Annotated in this window: 21 protein-coding genes; 5 read left to right on the top strand and 16 right to left on the bottom strand. The window is 70.1% G+C overall.

Annotated features, from left to right (window positions below; all coding sequences use genetic code 11):
• Positions 1-15: 15 nt before the first annotated feature.
• The 8 genes from ACFWXQ_RS20365 to ACFWXQ_RS20400 form a co-directional block, all read right to left on the bottom strand.
• Entirely contained in the window at positions 16-573 is a 558-nt protein-coding gene (locus ACFWXQ_RS20365) for a hypothetical protein (protein ID WP_383956005.1), read from the bottom strand.
• A 202-nt stretch (positions 574-775) separates the two neighbouring features.
• Positions 776-2,425, bottom strand: coding sequence for a potassium-transporting ATPase subunit KdpA (kdpA, locus tag ACFWXQ_RS20370; protein WP_383956002.1), 1,650 nt, complete (start codon positions 2,423-2,425; stop codon positions 776-778).
• 2 nt (positions 2,426-2,427) lie between these two features.
• Positions 2,428-3,288: a potassium-transporting ATPase subunit C gene (locus ACFWXQ_RS20375; RefSeq protein WP_383955999.1), complete on the bottom strand. Its 861-nt coding sequence runs from the start codon at positions 3,286-3,288 to the stop codon at positions 2,428-2,430.
• A gap of 2 nt (positions 3,289-3,290) precedes the next feature.
• Entirely contained in the window at positions 3,291-5,459 is a 2,169-nt protein-coding gene (kdpB, locus tag ACFWXQ_RS20380) for a potassium-transporting ATPase subunit KdpB (protein WP_386268762.1), read from the bottom strand.
• On the bottom strand, positions 5,459-5,548 hold the full coding sequence (gene kdpF / locus ACFWXQ_RS20385) for a K(+)-transporting ATPase subunit F (RefSeq protein WP_383949247.1): 90 nt from the start codon (positions 5,546-5,548) through the stop codon (positions 5,459-5,461). The genes kdpB and kdpF overlap by 1 nt, the downstream gene beginning before the upstream one ends.
• 123 nt (positions 5,549-5,671) lie before the next feature.
• Complete coding sequence (gene lysA, locus ACFWXQ_RS20390; RefSeq protein ID WP_383949250.1) at positions 5,672-7,048, bottom strand: diaminopimelate decarboxylase; 1,377 nt, start codon at positions 7,046-7,048, stop codon at positions 5,672-5,674.
• A 13-nt stretch (positions 7,049-7,061) separates the two neighbouring features.
• Entirely contained in the window at positions 7,062-7,499 is a 438-nt protein-coding gene (locus ACFWXQ_RS20395; protein ID WP_383949253.1) for an SAV_915 family protein, read from the bottom strand.
• A gap of 182 nt (positions 7,500-7,681) precedes the next feature.
• Positions 7,682-8,218, bottom strand: a complete 537-nt coding sequence (locus ACFWXQ_RS20400) for a universal stress protein (RefSeq protein ID WP_383949256.1) — start codon at positions 8,216-8,218, stop codon at positions 7,682-7,684.
• A gap of 178 nt (positions 8,219-8,396) precedes the next feature.
• On the opposite strand from ACFWXQ_RS20400, the gene ACFWXQ_RS20405 reads away from it, so the two are divergent.
• Both ACFWXQ_RS20405 and ACFWXQ_RS20410 read left to right on the top strand, forming a co-directional pair.
• Complete coding sequence (locus tag ACFWXQ_RS20405) at positions 8,397-8,732, top strand: ArsR/SmtB family transcription factor (RefSeq protein WP_383949259.1); 336 nt, start codon at positions 8,397-8,399, stop codon at positions 8,730-8,732.
• Positions 8,732-9,439 carry a cation transporter gene (locus tag ACFWXQ_RS20410; RefSeq protein ID WP_383949262.1) on the top strand — a complete coding sequence of 236 codons (708 nt, stop codon included), beginning with the start codon at positions 8,732-8,734 and terminating at the stop codon, positions 9,437-9,439. The genes ACFWXQ_RS20405 and ACFWXQ_RS20410 overlap by 1 nt, the downstream gene beginning before the upstream one ends.
• Positions 9,440-9,553: 114 nt before the next feature.
• Here the strand turns inward: ACFWXQ_RS20410 and ACFWXQ_RS20415 are convergent, their stop codons facing one another.
• On the bottom strand, positions 9,554-11,581 hold the full coding sequence (locus ACFWXQ_RS20415) for an ATP-binding protein (protein WP_383949265.1): 2,028 nt from the start codon (positions 11,579-11,581) through the stop codon (positions 9,554-9,556).
• A 165-nt stretch (positions 11,582-11,746) separates the two neighbouring features.
• Positions 11,747-12,400 (bottom strand): alpha/beta fold hydrolase, encoded by a 654-nt coding sequence (locus ACFWXQ_RS20420; RefSeq protein WP_383949268.1) that lies wholly within the window; start codon positions 12,398-12,400, stop codon positions 11,747-11,749.
• Between the two features lie 229 nt (positions 12,401-12,629).
• Here ACFWXQ_RS20420 and ACFWXQ_RS20425 point away from each other — a divergent pair, with 229 nt between their 5' ends.
• Together ACFWXQ_RS20425 and ACFWXQ_RS20430 are read left to right on the top strand one after the other, a co-directional pair.
• On the top strand, positions 12,630-13,214 hold the full coding sequence (locus ACFWXQ_RS20425; protein ID WP_386268767.1) for a sigma-70 family RNA polymerase sigma factor: 585 nt from the start codon (positions 12,630-12,632) through the stop codon (positions 13,212-13,214).
• Positions 13,211-13,963: an anti-sigma factor gene (locus tag ACFWXQ_RS20430; protein ID WP_383956228.1), complete on the top strand. Its 753-nt coding sequence runs from the start codon at positions 13,211-13,213 to the stop codon at positions 13,961-13,963. Before ACFWXQ_RS20425 ends, ACFWXQ_RS20430 begins: the two co-directional genes overlap by 4 nt.
• 43 nt (positions 13,964-14,006) lie before the next feature.
• On the opposite strand, the gene ACFWXQ_RS20435 is transcribed toward ACFWXQ_RS20430, so the two are convergent.
• The gene (locus ACFWXQ_RS20435; RefSeq protein ID WP_383956231.1) at positions 14,007-15,233 is read right to left on the bottom strand and encodes a phosphatidylserine/phosphatidylglycerophosphate/cardiolipin synthase family protein; all 1,227 of its coding nucleotides are present in this window, start codon (positions 15,231-15,233) and stop codon (positions 14,007-14,009) included.
• Positions 15,234-15,466: 233 nt separating this feature from the next.
• On the opposite strand from ACFWXQ_RS20435, the gene ACFWXQ_RS20440 reads away from it, so the two are divergent.
• Positions 15,467-16,336 carry an RNA polymerase sigma factor SigF gene (locus ACFWXQ_RS20440; RefSeq protein WP_383956233.1) on the top strand — a complete coding sequence of 290 codons (870 nt, stop codon included), beginning with the start codon at positions 15,467-15,469 and terminating at the stop codon, positions 16,334-16,336.
• Positions 16,337-16,445: 109 nt separating this feature from the next.
• Here ACFWXQ_RS20440 and ACFWXQ_RS20445 read toward each other — a convergent pair whose 3' ends face one another.
• From ACFWXQ_RS20445 to ACFWXQ_RS20465, 5 genes are all read right to left on the bottom strand, one after another.
• Positions 16,446-17,027, bottom strand: coding sequence for a hypothetical protein (locus tag ACFWXQ_RS20445; RefSeq protein WP_383956236.1), 582 nt, complete (start codon positions 17,025-17,027; stop codon positions 16,446-16,448).
• The gene (locus tag ACFWXQ_RS20450) at positions 17,027-18,034 is read right to left on the bottom strand and encodes a DUF6286 domain-containing Asp23/Gls24 family envelope stress response protein (protein ID WP_383956238.1); all 1,008 of its coding nucleotides are present in this window, start codon (positions 18,032-18,034) and stop codon (positions 17,027-17,029) included. The genes ACFWXQ_RS20445 and ACFWXQ_RS20450 overlap by 1 nt, the downstream gene beginning before the upstream one ends.
• Positions 18,031-18,222, bottom strand: coding sequence for a hypothetical protein (locus ACFWXQ_RS20455; protein ID WP_383956244.1), 192 nt, complete (start codon positions 18,220-18,222; stop codon positions 18,031-18,033). The genes ACFWXQ_RS20450 and ACFWXQ_RS20455 overlap by 4 nt, the downstream gene beginning before the upstream one ends.
• A gap of 50 nt (positions 18,223-18,272) precedes the next feature.
• Entirely contained in the window at positions 18,273-18,773 is a 501-nt protein-coding gene (locus ACFWXQ_RS20460) for an Asp23/Gls24 family envelope stress response protein (RefSeq protein WP_383956241.1), read from the bottom strand.
• 219 nt (positions 18,774-18,992) lie between these two features.
• On the bottom strand, positions 18,993-19,085 hold a 93-nt coding region (locus ACFWXQ_RS20465), incomplete at its 5' end, for a fasciclin domain-containing protein (RefSeq protein WP_386268782.1).

Raw genomic sequence — 19,085 nt, forward strand, 5'->3', positions numbered from 1 at the left:
GAGCAAAGGCACGTCCTAGTCCAACCCCGAGACCTTGAAGACGTACTGGGCGGTCTGGCGGTCGATCCGTTCCGAGAGGTGGCGCAGAGCGGTCTCTCCGCAGAGAAGCGATCCGTGTGCCGTCGACTTCTGGGAGTCCTCGTTCAGGCGGTGCCACAGCTCGGGATTGTTCATCAGGACCTGGGGATCGATCTCGACCCGCCGGCCGCAGGTGTCCCGCAGACGGAGCCGTTGGGAGACACCGTCCAGACAGCGCACCGACACCAACGAGTCGGTGCGCACCCGTCGTTCCGCCAGGAGCCCGCGCGAGGCAAGCCAGCCCTCGCCCGCGGTGACCCTGGGCGGGAAGAGGATCACGAAGAGCAGTACGGCGAGACCGGCCCACAGCCCGCCGCGCAGGAGCGTGAGGCCGTTGTTTCCCCAGTCGATCAGCAGGAGAAGGGCTAGGAGCAGGGCCGAGCACTGAATCGCGCTGCGCAGATCCCCTGCCCAGCGACGGTCGTGCGCTACTTCCGCGGCGGGCTGTTCGTGAGCGTGGACCGCGTTGTCCCGCGCGTCATGGCTGCGTCCCATGGGTCGACGGTAGAGAGCCGGGAGACCGGAATCCCGCACCTTGACGTGGCTCTGATGCAGGCCCTGCTCGTCCTTGACACCCGGGGCGTCAAGGACGAGCAGGGGCGGGGGAGCGGCCGCCGGGAGCGGCTTCACTCCGGCAGTCGTCGGCTTCCTACCGTCGTCCCATGCGTGCTGCCATACCGGCCGAGCCATTGACGGACTACAACAGTCCGTCGGCGATCGTCCCCAGGGACAGTGCCGGAAGGAAGTTGAGCAGCGCCAGGATGACGGCCGCCGCGGTGGCCAGGACTACGAAGTTGACGCCCTGGGCGCGCAGTGTGCCGACGGTGACGACGCCCGGCTGTTGTCCGGCGAGGCGTCCGGCCAGGGCCAGGACACAGAGCATCGGCAGATAGCGGCCGGCCAGCATCGCGACCGTCATCAGCAGGTTGTGGAAGTCGGTGGCGCCGTTGAAGCCCGCCATCGCGCTGCCGTTGCTGTTGGTGTTGCTGGTGTAGGCGTAGATGAGCTCGGTCAGCCCGTGCGCTCCCGGGTTGCCCATCGAGGTCTGCCCGTCGTCGAAGGCGAGCGCGATTCCGGTGCAGGTCAGGATGACGGTCGGCGGGATCAGCGCGTACACCACGACCCAGCGCATCTCCCCGAACCCGATCCGCTTGCGCAGGTATTCGGGCGTGCGGCCGACCATCAGGCCGCCGATGAAGACGGCGATCAGGACCACCACGATCAGACCGTAGAGCCCGCTGCCGGTGCCGCCGGGCGCGATCTCGCCGAGCATCATCGCGGACAGCAGCACTCCGCCGCCGAGGCTGGAGAAGCTGTCGTACGAGGAGTTCGCCGCGCCGTCCGCCGAGCCCGTGGCGCTCACACCGAACAGGGTGGAGCCGGGGATGCCGAAGCGGGTCTCGGTGCCCTCGTACTGTCCGCCGACCGCCTGCGTGACCGTGCCGGTGTGCGCGGACTGGGCCAGGGTGCCCGCGGCGAGGAGCAGGCCGAAGAGGATGCCGACGACCGTGAGCAGGGTCCAGCTCTGCTTCAGGCTGCCGATCATCCGGCCGAACATACGGATGCAGGCCGTCGGGATGAGCAGCATCAGCACGATCTCGAAGGCGTTGGTCCAGGCGCTCGGGTTCTCGAAGGGGTGCGCGCTGTTGGCGTTGAAGATCCCGCCGCCGTCGCCGGAGAACAGCTTCAGCGCCTCCCAGGAGCCCACCGGCCCGTCGAGAATCGTCTGCTTGGCCCCCGCGACCGTGGTGAAGGTCTGTCCGCCGCCGAGGCTCTGGACGACACCGCCCGCCATCAGGATCAGCCCGCCGACGACTGCCATCGGGACCAGGATCCGGAAGATCGTGCGGAGCAGGTCGACCCAGAAGTTGCCGAGGTCGTCGGTGGACCGGCGCACCAGGCCCCGGACCAGGGCGAGCGCCACGCAGATGCCGACCGCCGCCGACGCGAACGCCTGGACGCCCAGGCCCGCCATGACGGCGAGGTGCCCGGTGGTCGACTCACCCGCGTAGTTCTGCCAGCTGGTGTTGGTCGTGAAGGAGACGGCGGTGTGCAGCGCGAGCCGCCACGGCATGCCCTCGTGCCCCGTCGACCAGGGCAGCTTCCCCTGCAGGGTGAAGAGGGCGAAAAGGGCCGCGATGCTCATGACGGAGAAGGCGAGCAGGGCGGTGAGGTAGTGCCGCCAGGTCTGTTCCTTGTCCGGGTCGACGCCGCACACGCGGTAGACGTATCTCTCGCCGCGCCAGTGCTTCCCGCCGTCCAGGACGCGGGCCATGTAGTCGCCGAGCGGGACGTGCAGCCCCACCACCACGGCGAGGACGATAGATGCCTGGATCCAGGCCGCCATGATCAGGCTCCCTGCTGGGGGTGGTTACGGTCGAGCGCGATGTTCAGCTCGACGACATTGACGCCCGGCTCGCCGAGCACACCGAGCGCGCGCCCGGTGGTGTACTTCGAGATCAGTTCGCGTACGTCGGCCACGCTCGCTCCGCGCTCCCGCGCGACCCGCGGTGCCTGGAGCTTGGCGTACGCCGGGCTGATCTGCGGGTCGAGGCCGCTGCCGCTCGCGGTGACCGCGTCGGCGGGGACGACCGGGTTTGCCGGGGCGTCACCGCGCACGGGGACGGTCATGGCGTGGCTGTAGTCCGCGCCGGGCTTCGCGCAGGTGACGCGAACTCCCTTGTAGGTGGCCAGGAACGGCTTCGCCGGGCACGCCTGGTTCAGGCTGACGGCCCGGGTGACCCGACCGCTCGTACCGCCGTCGTAGAAGACGCCGAGGACAGCGCCGACGCCGTCGTCCGTGCAGTACGGGCGTGAGCCGTCGACGCCTTCGAGTTCGCCGACCGCCTTGCTGCGCCCGCACACCAGGGTGAGCAGGCTCGGCTTGTCCGCTGTGTCGACGACGGACTCGGGGCCCTGGTTGCCGGCCCCGGACGCCGTGGCGTCGTATCCCGTACCGGCGTTGGAGGGACGGGACTGGAAGTACTGCTTGAGAGCGTTGCCCTTGGCGTCGGTGAAGGACTGGCCGATGAGCGAGGACCCGGCGACCTTGCCGTCGGCCCCGGTGACCTCGGACTTGCCGTCCAGGCCCGGGACCTGGGCGAAGGCCACCATGGCCAGCGGATAGGCCAGACCGGTCAGGAGTGTCAGCACGAGGACCACCCGGAGTGCTGCGACATGCTGGGCGAGCCAGTGCGGGATGTGTGTCATGGTCAGATCCCCGGGATGAACTGGACGAGGGCGAAGTCGATGAACTTGATGGCCAGGAACGGGGCGATCACACCGCCGAGTCCGTAGATCCACAGGTTGCGGGTGAGCAGAGCCGAGGCGGAGGACGGCCGGTAGCGCACGCCGCGCAGGGCGAGCGGGATCAGCGCCACGATGACCACCGCGTTGAAGACGACCGCGGACAGGATCGCCGACAGCGGCGAGTGCAGGTCCATGATGTTGAGCCGGTCGAGCCCCGGATACACCGCGACGAACATCGCGGGCAGGATCGCGAAGTACTTGGCGATGTCGTTGGCGATGGAGAACGTCGTCAACGCACCCCGGGTGATGAGGAGTTGCTTGCCGATCTCGACGATCTCGATGATCTTCGTGGGGTCAGAGTCGAGGTCGACCATGTTGCCGGCCTCCTTGGCGGCCGACGTACCCGTGTTCATCGCCACGCCGACGTCCGCCTGGGCGAGCGCGGGGGCGTCGTTCGTACCGTCGCCCGTCATCGCGATGAGGTGGCCGCCCGCCTGCTCGCGCTTGATGAGTGCGAGTTTGTCCTCGGGGGTCGCCTCCGCGAGGAAGTCGTCGACACCCGCCTCCTCGGCGATCGCCTTCGCCGTCACCGGGTTGTCGCCGGTGATCATCACCGTACGGATGCCCATCCGGCGCAGTTCCTCGAAGCGTTCGCGCAGGCCGGGCTTGACGACGTCCTTGAGGTGGACGACGCCGAGCACCTCGGCCCGCCCGCCGCTCGTGGACCGCGCCACGACCAGCGGAGTACCGCCGGACGCGGAGACCTGATGGACGGTCGCCTCCAGGGCGAGCGGGACCTCGCCGCCCTGCTCGCGCACCCAGGCCGCGACCGAGGCCGCCGCGCCCTTGCGCAGCCGCTGCCCTCCGGGAAGGTCGACCCCGGACATGCGGGTCGCCGCGGCGAACGGTACCCACTCGGCGCCGTTCGCGACCCGCTCGGTCAACTCGTGCTTCTCGTAGGCGAATTCGACGATGGAACGGCCCTCGGGCGTCTCGTCGGCCAGGCTCGACAGCAGTGCGGCCTGCGCCAGTTGCTCCGGCGGGACGGCCCCGACCGGCAGGAACGCGCTCGCCCGACGGTTGCCGTACGTGATCGTGCCGGTCTTGTCGAGCAGCAGGGTGTTGACGTCGCCCGCGGCCTCGACTGCCCTGCCGGACATGGCCAGTACGTTCCTCTGGACCAGCCGGTCCATGCCGGCGATGCCGATCGCCGAGAGCAGCGCGCCGATGGTCGTCGGGATCAGACAGACCAGGAGCGAGACGAGCACGATGGCGGTGACGCCGTCCGCGGTCAGCGCCGCGGTGTCGTGCGCGGCCGCCATCGCCTCCTTGGAGAAGATCGCCATCGGCTGGAGGGTCACGACCGCGACCAGGAAGACGAAGGTCAGCATGACGAGCAGCAGGTTCAGCGCCAGCTCGTTGGGGGTCTTCTGCCGGTTGGCGCCCTCCACCAGGGCGATCATCCGGTCCAGGAAGCTCTCGCCGGGCTCCTGGGTGACCCGTATGACGAGGTGGTCGGAGAGCACCCGGGTGCCGCCGGTCACCGCGCTGCGGTCGCCACCCGACTCGCGGATGACGGGCGCGGACTCACCGGTGATCGCCGACTCGTCGACGCTCGCGGCGCCCTCGATGACATCGCCGTCGCCCGGGATCAGCTCCCCGGCCGTCACGGACACGATGTCGCCGCGCCTCAACTCGGAGGCGGCGACGACCTCTTCGACGTACGCGTCCTCCGCCGCCCCGGGCTCCCAGCCGACGAGCCGCCACGCGGTGGTCTGCTGACGGGTTTTGCGCAGTGTGTCGGCCTGCGCCTTTCCGCGGCTCTCGGCCACGGCCTCGGCGAGGTTGGCGAAGACCACCGTCAGCCACAGCCAGCCGGTGATCAGCCAGCCGAAGAGGCTGGGGTGGACGACCGCGATGCCTGTGGTGAGGGCGGCGCCGACCTCGGTCACGAACATGACCGGGTTGCGGAACAGGGCCACGGGATTCAGCTTGCGCAGCGCCTGGGGGAGCGCACGCCACAGCTGCGTCGGATCGAGCATTCCGGCGCCGACCCGGCGGGGCGGCTGTTCGTGTCCGGGTGGGCGAGCGTCCGGCATGGGCGCGGGCAGGGTCTCGGCGGGAGCGGACATCAGAACTTCTCCGGCTTGATCAGAGCAAGGATCAGGTAGGCGAGCAGGGAGACGGCCACGATCAGGCCGACGACGTTCTCGACAGTCATGGAGGAAACCTCGTCCTCGGAAGTAAGGGATGTTCGGGGATGTTTCGGGCTGCCCATGGCATTCCGAGAACAGTCCTCCGCCGAGCAGCAGGCCGGCGGAGGACCAGGGGAGGGGGGCGGCGCTTACAGGCCGACGTCCCGGCGGCTCATGTCCTCCAGCGACTCACGGCGTACGAGAACGCGTGCGATCCCGCCCGACACCGCGACGACCGGAGGCCGGCCGACCAGGTTGTAGCCGGAGGCCATCGACAGGTGATAGGCGCCGGCTGCCGGGACGGCGAGGAGGTCGCCGGGGTGAATGTCACCCGGGAGCGCCACCTCGTCCGCCAGGACGTCACCGGCTTCGCAGTGCCGACCCACGACCGTGACGAAGCGGGGCGGCGCCGACGACGCGCGTCCGATGAGCCGGGGCGCGTACCGCACCCCGTACAGGGCGGGCCGCGGGTTGTCGCTCATACCGCCGTCGACGGCGACGAAGACGCGCTGCCCGGTGCGCTTGACCGCGAGGACCCGGTAGACGACGACACCGGCCGGGCCCACGATCGCCCGGCCGGGCTCCAGCGTGAGCCGCGGCAGGGGAAGACCGGCCCGTGCGCAGCCGTCCTCCAGCTCGGCGCGGACCCGGCCGGCCAGGACGCCCACGTCGAGGCTCTCTTCGCCCGGACGGTAGGCGATGGCGTGCCCGCCGCCGATGTTCAGCTGCGGCAGGGTGACCCCGTGCTGGTCCCGGACCCGTGCCATCAGCCCGACCATGCGCCGTACCGCGGCCACGTAGGGCTTCACGGAGTCGACCTGCGAGCCGATGTGGCAGTGCAGGCCGACGAGTTCGAGGTGCGGCTGGTCGAGTATCCGGCCGACGGCGTGCTGCGCCGATCCGTCGGTGATCGACAGACCGAACTTCTGGTCGTCCGTGCCGGTGCGCACCTTGGCGTGCCCGCCGGCCGCGATTCCCGGCACGACCCGCACCATGACCTTCTGGCGGGTGCCTGCGGGAGTGATCGCGGCCAGCCGTGCGATCTCCGAGACGCTGTCCACGACGATCCGCCCGACACCCAGCCGCAGCGCCGTGCTCAGGTCCTCGGGGCTCTTGGCGTTGCCGTGCATCACGATCTTCTCCGGCGGGAAGCCCGTGGTGACCGCGAGCTCCAGCTCACCGGCGGAGCAGACGTCCAGGCCCAGCCCCTCCTCCATCACCCAGTGCGCGACCGCGCGGCACAGGAACGCCTTCGCCGCGTAGACGACATCGGCCTCGGGGAACGCCGTGCGGTAGGCCCGGCAGCGATCGCGGACCTCCTGCTCGTCGAGTACGTACACGGGGGTGCCGAAGCGGTCGGCAGCCTCGGTGAGGGAGACCCCGCCGACGGAGACGTCGGCGTCGGCCTCGGGGCGGGTGGAGCGGGGCCAGACGGACAGACCGTCGGAGCCGCCCAGGAACCGGGTCAGGGCCTGCGGATCCGCGGGCAGGGACGACGGGAGGGACGAGGAAAGGGAAACGGTCATGGCGGGCGCCTCCTCAGCCGATCAGCAGGTTCAGACACGCGACGACGGCAGCGGCGCCGGCAGCGACGCCGGTCACGCGCAGGGCACCGATGTACTGCGGGTGCCAGTCGTGCCGCGAGCGCTCGCGGTCGGCGGCCTCGGTGTTCTCGGCGCCCGGACGTGTGGCCGCGGGAGCGGAGAGGGGCGGGTCGACGGTGAGCGCGGTGATGCCCAGAGGCGCGGCGAGTGCGCGCAGTGCGGGTTCGGAGAGCCTGATGCAGGCCTGGTCCGTGCCCAGCGTGGCGGTCAGCCTGGCCGCCGAGGTGAATCCGACGGCTGTACGGCCGCCCAGGGGAGTGCGGAAGAACCGGGCCGTACAGCCCACGGGCCCCGACCGGACAGGGACGAAGAGAAGTCCGGCCGGGACGCGTTCACAGGGCTCGGGGTCCTCGGGGTGGTCGATCGCAGACATCAAGCTGCTCCTCGCAGAAGGCGACGTGCGCCGCTCGGCCGGATCGGCCGGGCGCTCCAGCGAAGCTATGCCCGCCTGTCGGGGTCCGGGCCACCGCGCTGACGGATGCTTGACGGGAGGCCCCGCACTCATAACGCGACCATGACGGCACCGGATGAGCGTGAGGCCGGCGTGGCGGTCGGTCAGTGTCTGCCGTCGGACAGCTCACGGGCGTCGACCGGCAGCCGGAGGGAGACACGACGATGCAGGGTGGCGAGGTCACCCGCCAGGGGCGACGGCGGTACGGCCAGCACGGGACAGGCCGCGTGGGCGAGGCAGTACCGGGCCACCGACGGGAACAGGGCGCGCTGCAGCCTGCCGCGGCATCCCGCGCCGATCACTAGGAGGTCGTCGGCCCGGTCGGCGCTCTCCACCAGGGCGCGGCCCGGCGAGCCCTGCGCTATGAGGCCCTGGAACCGGGCACCTGGCCCCGCCTCGCCGAAGGCCCTGTCGAGAGCCGTGAGCAGGCGGGTGCCCGCCTCCTGCCGGAGGTCGGTCACCGGCACCGGGCACACCGAGCGTCCATGGGCGAACTCACCGCCGGGGGGTTCCCAGGCCAGTACGGCCAGCAGGTCGGCATCGGTACGGCGGGCCTCGTCCGCTGCTCGGTGCAGGGCCGCCAGGCTTCCCAGCGAACCACTCACTCCGACAACGACGCGCCGCCGCTCGCCCTCGCCCATCGCTCGCCCACCTTCCGCGTACGTCCGTACAGACACCGACCTCCTATCGAAAGGTGCGAGGGGGACTGCGGACGGCGGTGTTGGCGCCTGCCTGACGCCGAAGCGACGATTCATGACGCCTCTCTTACGCCGATAATCCATGGTTCCCTGAATTCAGGATCACGTGTACTTTCGAAGCGTGCTGACTATTGCCTCCGACATCGAGGTGCTGGCCCGTTTCGGCCGTGCGCTCGCCGACCCGATCCGCTGCCGGCTGTTGCTCGCGCTGCGCGAGGCCCCGGCCCACCCCTCCGATCTCGCCGACGCCCTCGGCATCTCCCGTACGAGGCTGTCGAACCATCTGGCCTGCCTGCGGGACTGCGGTCTGGTGGTCGCCATCCCCGTCGGCCGCCGCACCCGCTACGAACTGGCCGACGAACGCCTCGGCCATGCCCTCGACCACCTGCGCAACGCCGTGGTCGCGGTCGAGGCCGACAAGACCTGCCCGGACGCCGAGGCGCAGGGCTGCTGCTGATGACCTCGATATCCCTCGGGCCGTCACCGGCCCGCCGTGACGCACTCGCGCGCCGCATACGCCTGTTGGTCGCCGCGACGATCACCTACAACGTCGTCGAGGCGATCGTCGCGATCACCGCCGGAACGATCGCCTCCTCCACCGCACTGATCGGCTTCGGCCTCGACTCGGTCATCGAAGTCTCCTCGGCCGCCGCGGTCGCCTGGCAGTTCTCCGCCCGTGAGCACACCGTCCGCGAGGCCCGGGAGAAGACAACGCTGCGGATCATCGCGGTGTCGTTCTTCGTGCTCGCCGCGTACGTCACCGTCGACGCCGTCCGCGCCCTGGCCGGAACCGGCGAAGCGGAACGCTCCGTCCCCGGCATCGTCATCGCCGCCCTGTCGCTGGCCGTCATGCCGTTCCTGTCCGCGGCCCAGCGCACGGCAGGACGCGAACTCGGTTCCGCCAGCGCGGTCGCGGACTCCAAGCAGACCTTGCTGTGCACCTACCTGTCCGCCGTCCTGCTGGTCGGCCTGGTGGCCAACGCCACCCTCGGCTGGTCCTGGGCCGACCCCGTCGCCGCACTCGTCATCGCCGCCATCGCGGTCAAGGAAGGCCGCGACGCCTGGCAGGGCAAGGGCTGCTGCGCGACACCGGCCGCCTCCGTCCCCGCTCAACAGCAGAAGGCGGAGGCGTGCGGGTGCCGACTGGGATGCGACTGCTGCTGAACCGGGTGGGGCCCGCCTGTCGAACCGGGTGAGGCCCGCCCGCCGTAACTGACCGGCTGCTCGGCCGACTTGATGAGCGCTAGCCGGCCCGCGCGTACCTCCTCCCTCTGTTCCTCACCCGTTCAGGCCGGTTCCGTTGAGGAGTTCGTGCAGGATCAGGTCGGGGTCCTGGCGTGCTGCTCGGCGGAGGGCCTCGTCGTACCCGTCGTCGCCGAGAAGGTGGCGCGTCGTCTGTTCGAGCTGGTCGCGTACGTGCTTCATTTCGGGGGTGCCGCGTTGGGGGTGGCCGACCGTGCCCCAGTACGTCTCGCCGGCGCCCAGTGCCGTGACGGCCTGTTCGCCTGCGCCCTGGGCGGCGAGGATCGATGCCAGCAGGTCGAGGCCGAGGGCGATGCCGAAGCTGTCTCCGAGGTGCTGTTTGCCTTGCAGTATGCGCAGGGCGTGCGCGGCGGCGTCCTGGGTGCGGTCCTCGAACAGGGCGATCAGGGCCAGTTGATAGGCGGCGTACGAGCGGGTCCACCACTCGCCGATCGCCACGCAGTCGTCGTACAGTTCCCCGGCCTCGCGGCGGGCGATGCTCAGCTGCCCCTCCGCCGTGAGCGCGAAGACGCGGACGAGCCGGCACATGAACCGGCCCTGCGAGGCGGGCGAGGTGGGTCCCGCGCGGTCCAGCTCGCGGTCGGCCAGCCAGCGGGCGGTCATCGGGCGGCCCTGCAGGAGGTAGATCAGGCCCTCCAGGTAAGCCGCCCGCAGCATGCCCTCGACATCCTGCCGGGCCGACGCTTCCGCGTGACTGGACGCCGCCAGCGTGCCCGCGGCCTCGTACTCTCCCCGCAGCACGCGCGCCACGCCCAAGGCCCACCGGGCCCGGGCACGCGCGGCACCGGACTCCACGTCGGCGCCCAAGGAGGCCTGCACGTAGTGGGCGACCTCGCGGAGGCGTCCGCAGCAACTCCAGAAGAAGCCGAGCAGCCCGCTCATCTCAAGGGCGGCCTGGGGATGCGTGGCGAGGAGGCGGTCCAGGGCGGCGCACAGATCGGGGTGAGCGCGACCGATCGCGTGGTACCAGGACGCCTGCCGCGGTCCGAGCCAGTCCCGGTTCGCGCTGCGGGCGAGACCCAGGAAGTGCCCGGCGTGGCGGTCGGCCATGCCCGAGGCCTCGCCGGTCTCGTCCAGCCACATCTGTCCGTAGTCGCGCACCGTGTCCAGCATCCGGTAGCCACCTGGGCCGCAGGACACAACGGACTTCGCCACCAGGCCCGAAAGCGCGGCCTCCACGACGGTTCCGTGCATTGGGCCTCCGCCGCACACGGCATGCACCGTGTCGGTGTCCACCGTGCCGCGGAAGACGGACAGCCGCGCCCACAGCAGCCTCTCCGCCGGTTCGCACAGCTCATGACTCCACCCGATGGTGGTGCGGATCGCCCGGTGGCGAGACGGCCCGGTGACCTCGCCGTCGGCTTCGAGGTCCAGCCGCGACCACAGCGTGCTCTCCACTTCGCGGAGCGTTCGCTGCCCCAGTTGCCCGGCAACCAGTTCCAGGGACAGCGGGATCCCTTCCAGCCACTGGCACAGGCGGGCCGCTGTCGCCACGTCCTTCGGGTCCCTCAACGATGCTCCAGCGGCGGACGCACGGCGGCACAGCAACTCGACGGCGTCGGTCGCGGTAGGCAGTGGTTCGACGGTGACGAGGTGTTCACCGGGCATCTCCAGTGGTTCGCGACTGGTCGCCAGCACGGTCATGGAGGGGCAGGTCATGACCAGATGGGCGGCCAGATGACGGCAGGAACTCAGCAGGTGTTCGCAGGAGTCGAGCACGAGTACGGCGTCCGTGTCCGCCAGCCACTCGCAGAGGGCATCCAGCGGCATGGTCGCCGTGTGGTCGGCGAAGCCGGCTGCGTCAGCCACCGTGGCGATCAGAAGGCGTTCGTCCCACAGGGGCCACAGTTCCGCCCAGATCACCTTGCGGCGCTGGTTCCTCAGGGCCGCGTGCGCGGCGTGCAGAGCCAGTCGGCTCTTGCCGACACCGCCCACCCCGATGAGGGTGACAAGGCGCTCCCGCAACAACGCGTCGGAGAGGTGAGCCAGTTCGGGCTTGCGCCCGATGAACTCGTCGGAGATGTCAGGGAGGTTGCTCAACACGGAGGACAGTCTTGCCTCTTCACCGGCGCGAGACGGGTGCCCGTTCACTCGTCGGAGTGAGGGGCAATTGGGATGGGACCCGCGAACGGCCGGTCGTTCACCGACTTCCCTGCCTCCCCGCCTCCTCGGTTCACCAGTGGTGTGTGACGCCGACGGTGCGCCTCGTCAGTGCGGCAACAGCCCGACGGCGGTCGAGGCCGCGATCCGGTGCCAGCTTGCGCTGCGGCGGAGCATCGCGTGGTCGCCGCCCGGCATGAGGAGTACGTCGGCACGGGCCCCGGCCGCGCGGGCCCGGTGAACGAACGTCACCGAGTCGCGCGGGTCGGTGACGCGGTCACGGTCACCGTGGATCACTGAGACGTCCTTGTCCCGCAGGTGGGCCACCGGTTCGCCGTCCGGACACCAGGGCGCCAGTGCCAGCACGGCCCGGACCTGAGGCGCGTCCGCGGCGCGCAGGGCCGCACGACCTCCCATCGAGTGGCCCACGAGGACCACCGGGACATCTCCGACGAGGCGCGTGAGCTCCGCGAGTGCCCGCCGGACGTCCTGCAGGGCATCGGCGTCAGCGCCGTTCCAGCCGCGCACGCGGTAGCGAACCTCGCCCAGGAAGACCCCGTCGTCCGGCAGCGCCGCGGCCACGGCCCGTACGAACGGCTTCATCCGTACGGCTGCCAACTGCCACGGCCGGGACGGAGCCCGGCTGTCGGCCGTGCCGCCGTGCAGGAACAGGATGGCGGCACGCGCCGCACGAGGGGAGTGGCGCGGCACCAGCGCGGCGTGCGCACCTGCCCTTGCGGCTTGGTGCCCGTGAACCGTCATCCGTGTTCCTTACCATCATGTGGCTGTCTGCGCGCAGGTCCGTTCACTGATCATTCGTTGCCCACCGACGGAAGGCTTGGTCGGCCGGTGGCACGCCAGTTCGTCCGCTTCCACGACCCTCTTGCCCGTGCCGTCGGGTTTCACCTGCGATTTCATGGGCGTGGGACCAATCCGTGGCCGTCCGGGGATCGGATTACGTCCGGAGATGTCCCGACCATGAAGGACCACCGTGAAAGAAGCCGTGCACATCGGTAGAAATCCATCCGTCGAGCCGGATCTGCAGGAACTGGTGGGCCGGGTCGCCCTGGGCGAGGAAGCAGCCTTCGCCTCCGTGTACGACCGCGTGGTGAATTCGGTCCTCGGTGTCGTACGCGCCGTCCTGCGCGACCAGGCACAGTCCGAGGAGGTGGCCCAGGAGGTCCTCGTGGAGGTGTGGCGCACCGCTCCCCGCTACCGCCCGGACCGCGGCACGGCGATCAACTGGATCCTCACCCTGGCGCACCGCAGGGCGGTGGACCGTGTGCGCTCGGTTGAGGCCGCGAATGCCCGGGATCACAAGGCCGCGCTCCTGGATCACACGCCCGAGTACGACGAGGTGAGCGAGCAGGTGGAGGCGCGGCTGGAGCGGGAGCAGGTGCGGCGCTGTCTGCGCACCCTGACCGACATCCAGCGCCAGGCTGTCACGCTCGCCTACTACCGCGGACTTACCTACCGCCAGGTGGCAGAAGTACTGACGCTTCCGCTGGGAACCGTCAAGACCCGACTGCGCGACGGTCTCATCCGGCTGCGCGACTGCCTGGGGGTGACCGCATGACATCCGCCGACCTGCACACCCTCACCGGTGCCTACGCCCTGCACGCCCTGTCCGAAGAGGAGCGCGAAGAATTCCGACGCCACCTCGCGGCCTGCGACCCCTGCGCCGAGGAGACCGCCGAGCTGGCTGCCACCGCCGCCCGCCTGGGTCTTGCCGTCTCCCTCACACCCCGCCCCGCACTGCGCGGACAGGTACTGCGCAGGATCACCACCGTCCGCCAGGAGTCACCCCGAGAGCCAATCCTGCCCAGGGCAGCCCGTACGGCCCGGCGCGGGCGGATGCTGTCGCGGTGGGCGCTGGCAGCATGCCTGGCCGCGGCCGCCACCCTCGGCGGCACCGCTGTATGGCAGCACCAGCGTGCCGAGAACGCCCAGGAACAAGCCCAGCAGGCCGAACAGCGAACGGACCGGATCGCCGCCGTGCTCGCCGCACCGGACGCCAGGACCCGCGCCACCACACTGCCCGGTGGGGCCACCGGCACCGTCACCGTATCCGACCGCCAGGACAAGGCCGTCTTCGCCGTCTCCGGAATGGCGGACCCGCCCCGGGGCAAGGTCTACCAGCTGTGGTTCGACGACGACGGCACCATGCGCTCCGCCGGACTGATGGACCCCGGCCGCAGCGACCAGTCGGTCCTGATGCGCGGTGCTCTCGACGGCGCCTCAGGCATGGGCATCACCATCGAACCCACCGGCGGATCCGAACAACCCACCTCCACCCCCCTCGCGCTGATGAACTTCCCCGCCTGAGCTTGAAGGTCGGCAGGCTACGTCGTTCCTTGCTGAGGCGGCGCTACAAGAACCGGCGGATGGGCGTGACGGCGACCTCGCGCGCCCGTTGCAGTACGGAACGCCGCTTCCAGCGTCCCTCCCGGATCAGCGCGGCGGCCTTGAGATCGTTGTCGAAATGGCCGTCGAGAATGGCCGTGAACTCCGGGTCCAGCGCGGCGAGCATTATCTCCTCGTCGTGGTCGAGGGAGCGGCGGTTGAAGTTGGTGGAGCCGACCAGAGCGGCGACTCCGTCGACGGTGATGACCTTGGCGTGCAGCATCGTCGGCTGGTACTGGTAGATCTTCACGCCACAGGCTATGAGGTCCTCGTAGTGGTGCTGGCCGGCCAGTTGGCAGACCCTCTTGTCGGTGTGAGGGCCTGGCAGCAGGATCTCCACCTCGACCCCCCGCCGGGCCGTCGCGCACAGCAGGTCGATGAAGTAGGTGTCGGGTGAGAAGTAGGCGGTGGCCAGCCGGAAGCGGTCTTCGGCGGACTCCAGCACGACCCGGAGCAGGGTCTGCATGTCCTGCCAGCCGAAGCTGGCCGACCCGCGCACCACCTGCACCACCGCGCCACCCTGCGGACTGTGCGGGACGAACCGGTCGTGGTCGTCGAAGAGTTCGTCGTGGCACTCGGCCCAGTTCTGCGCGAAGGCGGCAGCCACACCGTTCACGGCCGGCCCGCGGACCTCGACGTGGGTGTCGCGCCATTCGTGCTCGTTGCGCGCGTCGCCGCACCACTCCTCGGCGATGCCGACCCCGCCGGTGAACGCCGTCTGTTCGTCCACGACGAGGACCTTGCGGTGACAGCGGTGGTTCTGCTTGAACGGTGACAGGGCCAGGGGCTTGCGGAACCAGGCCACTTGCACCCCGGTCTCCTTCATTTCCTCCAGCAGGTCCTTCTCGATCAGCCGACTGCCGAAGCCGTCGAGCAGCAGCCGCACCCGTACACCCGCCCGGGCCCGTTCGGCCAGCGCCTGCGCGAACTCGCGGGCGATGTCACCCCTCCAGTACACGAAGGTCATCATGTCCACGGTGTGCTCGGCGGACCGGATGGCCGCCAGCATCGCCGGGAAGATCTCGTCCCCGTTGCGCAGAGCGGTGAGCGTGTTGCCCTCGGTCGCCGCGATACCGATCAGCCGCTCAAGTCGGCGCCGTATTCGCGTGACGCGCTCCTGGGTCTTCGCCAGTGACTGCGTGTCGGAGCCGGGGACGGTCGGCTCGGGCTGGTCCCGCGTGTTACTGGCCATGGCATCACCTGGCCGGCACTCACAGGAGACAGGCGAGCCGCGCTGCCCGGACCGGCGCGGGACGCAGCGCACAGAATGTACCCCCGCATCACCCCGAGACGCGCGGGCAGCAGGAACCCGGCGTCCGTACCGTGCGATTTCGGACTCGGACACGATGAGGGGACCCTCGCAGACATGTGTACGGCCGGAGCGGGCAGGAGACACTCACCCTGCTTTCCACACAAGGCGGCATCGTGACATCCGTGAGCGCCCGCGCAACCACTGCCGTCACCACCGAAGCAGTCGACGAGACCGATGACCTGCCGTGGATCGAGGACGGCGGCAAGGTCGCCCCCAAGGACGCCCGCGTACTGTCCCGGCTGTTCCTGGGCCGGCTGCAGGTCCTGGAGGAGGGCACCCGGGAGTACCAGTACGCCCGCAACACGCTGATCGAGATGAACCTCTCCCTGGTGACCTTCGCGGCCCGTCGCTTCCGCAACCGGGGCAGCGGCGACATGGAGGACATCGTCCAGGTCGGCACCATCGGTCTGATCAAGGCCATCGACCGGTTCGACCTGTCACGCGAGGTCGAGTTCACCTCGTTCGCCATCCCCTACATCGTCGGCGAGATCAAGCGCTTCTTCCGCGACACCACCTGGGCCGTGCACGTCCCCAGGCGCCTGCAGGAACTGCGCGTCGAACTCGCGAAGACCAAGGAAGCCCTCGCCGCCACGCTCAACCGCACCCCGACGGTGAAGGAACTCGCCGCCCACCTCGGCCTCACCGAGGACGAGGTCATCGAGGGACTCGTGGCCGCCAACGGCTATGTCGCCGGCTCCATCGACACCCCGGGTAGCGACGATGAGACCGGCGACAGCGGGCTGAAGTACACGGACACCCTGGGTGAAGTCGATCCCGCGCTGGACCTGTTCGAAGACCTGCACGCGCTCGCGCCTCTGCTGCAGGAGCTCGACGAGCGGGAGCGGACCATCATCGAGATGCGTTTCGGCCAGGAGATGACGCAGGCGGAGATCGGCGGCGAACTGCATCTCTCGCAGATGCACATATCCCGCCTGCTCTCCCGCACCCTCACCAAGCTCCGCAAGGGCCTGCTCCCAGCCTGACCCGTTGCCACTGCCACCGAGCCGGTGCCGGACGTCCAACTCCGGGTGCCGGTACGGCTGATCGGCAGGACATTGCTATCGCCCTGCCGATCACCCTCGCTGGGTGCTTTCAGCGGAGATGCGGCCTGGGGTGCGAGCGCGTGCTGAAGCGTACGTGTGTGCGGACATCCGAGGGGGCGAGAGCTGTCTCCGTGTGGTTGGTGAGTGCGGTGAGTGCGGGCAGGACGTCGGCAGGGGCGACGGTCGGCTGAAGCCATACGCGCAGGCGTACGTGCAGATGCCCTGGCCGTGTCAGCACGCGGGTGCGGCAGCGGGCGACGCCACCGATCGCGACCGCCTGCCGGGTCATGGCATCCTCCAGGGCCCTGGTCCGCAGGGTGGTGCCGGGGGCGGGCAGAGCCATGAGCGGTCGGAAGCCGCTGCGCAGTTGCCGGGTGCACCAGAGGGCGAGCAGGACGGTCGCGGCGATCGAGCCCGCCGTGATCGTGGGTGTCCACCACCCCCGCGTGCGGACCGCGGCGAGTTCCTTCGCGTCGATGAGCGCGGTGTGGGGTCCGGGAGTCGGCCACCACACCGGCAGCCGCGGCGCCCACGACGCTTGGGTGACGGCGAGCCAGACGCCGCCGACGAGACACACCAGGCCGACGATGGCCAGGACGGCCCGGTTGATGACCATGCGGGGACGTGGCATCAGCGGTTCGCTCCTTCGAGAGCCCTGCCGTCGGCCGTGACTGCGATGGGGAGTCTCGCCCCTCCACCATCCTCTTCCGTCGCGGGATCCCAGGTGGCCTCGGGCCGGACACGGACGCGCAACCGCGGCAGTCGGCGCAGGCCGCAGGCGTCCAGTGCCCGCCCGGCCGCGCTCTCCACCCGCTGCCGAGCAACTACCCGGTCGCCGAAGGCCAGTTGGGCCCGGACCGCGACAGTGCGGCGTCGCACCCGTACCCGCACCTGACCGATGCCCTGGGTGTCGGACACGGCGTCCCGGACCAGGACCGCGACCGCCGCACGGTCCACGGCCGCCCGCAGGCGCGGAGAGGGCGAGGCGAGCGTGAGCAGGCCACGACGTCCGGGAGTGAGGGCCAGGGCAATCATCAGGAGGCCGAGGACGGCGAGCATGCCGGCGCCGATGACCACGGATGGCTCGCCGGGGCCGTGTCCAGACAGCCAGTTCAATGTGTGGGTGCGCCAGAGCGCTGCCGGGCGGTGAACGGTGTGCACCATGATCAGGTCGAACGCCAGGGCGCCGCAGGCCACGGTGGCCGCCAGGGTGAGGAGTGCCATCGGCAGCCGGCGCTGCGACCACCACCGCAGCGGCGTCCGCGAAACGACGACCGGCTCCGCGCCCGCCGGGCCGGGCTGGTTGCGCGGCGCCACGGACTCCGCCGCGGCCGGTACGGGGATCAGAGCGGTGACGGCGATGCGCACTGCGGCGATGTCGAGACCGGTCAACCGGTGCGTGCGGTCGGTGACATGCTTCTGAAGTGCTCGGACCGCGCCGGGCAGTGGTGTCGGGTAGCGCAGCGCCACATCGACCGCGACATCCGCCCGGCGCCCGCGCACGGTGGCCGAACCCTTGGCGGCTCCTGCGCCCGGAACCGACACCGACACGGCCTCGGCGGCCACCCGTTCGGCGATCTTGCGTACCGCCTTGTCCGAGACGGTCGTTGTGCCCCGCTGGGCGGCTGCCACGGTCATCGGCGGCTCCGCTCGTAGGCGTCGCGTACGTCCTGGACGCTGCCGCCGCCGTCGAACCAGTGGCCCGCCGCCCATCCCAGACCGCCCAGGGCGGCCACGAGCAGGAACGCCCCGAAGCCCCCGAAGTGTCCCGCGAAGGCCAGCGCCATCCCGGCGATCATCCCGACGAACGCCCTGCTCTGTGCCATGTCCAGTTCCCTTTCACCGGCTGTCGACCCTCTTGTGCGCGGCCGTGTGCTCACTCCACGCGGGAGTCCGTCGCTGCGTCGGTGTCGTCGTCGGGCAGGTGTACGTCGTTGATGGTGACGTTCACCTCCACCACGTCCAGCCCGGTGATGCGCTCCACCGCAGAGATCACGTTCTCGCGCACGTCGCGGGCCACGTCGGTGATCGGAACGCCGTACTCCACCACCAGGTCGAGATCGATGGCTGTCTGCCGCTCGCCGACCTCGACCTTGACGCCGCGCCCGACGTTCGGCCGGCCGCCCGGTACCCGGTCGCGCACGGCGCCGATGGTGCGCGACAGGCCGCCGCCCATGTCGTACACCCCCGGGATCTCCCGGGCCGCGATGCCCGCCACCTTCACGACGACGACATCGGCGATCGAGGTCCTGCCGCGGTCCGGGGCGGGCTGGTCCGCCCCGGTGGCACCACTGGCCACGGCTGTCATCGTCTGCGTCGACTTGCCGCCCTGCGAGACGGATACGTCCTTGCCGGCCGGCGCGGTCTGCGTGGTCATGGCATGTCCTTCTTCCTATGGACTGGTGAGTTGCTTGAGCTGCTCTCACTCCGTCAGACCCGCCCCGGCCACGTGTGTGACGCCGATGCCCGGAGAATTTGTTGTGTGAAGAGTTGAGTGAAAAGACGCGCCCTTGGCCCGGTTGTGAACGGGCAGGGACCGGGGCGGATCGCCCCGGTCCCTGCTTCTTTCTCCCCGTCACAGGAAGCGAGATTCCCGTCAGCTGGTGGGCATCAGGACGCTGTCGATGATGTAGACGTTGGCGTTGGCGGTCTTGACGTTGCCGCAGACCACCTTCGCGGAGTCGTTGAC

It is taken from the genome of Streptomyces sp. NPDC058697 (assembly GCF_042715345.1).
GTDB lineage: Bacteria > Actinomycetota > Actinomycetes > Streptomycetales > Streptomycetaceae > Streptomyces > Streptomyces liliifuscus.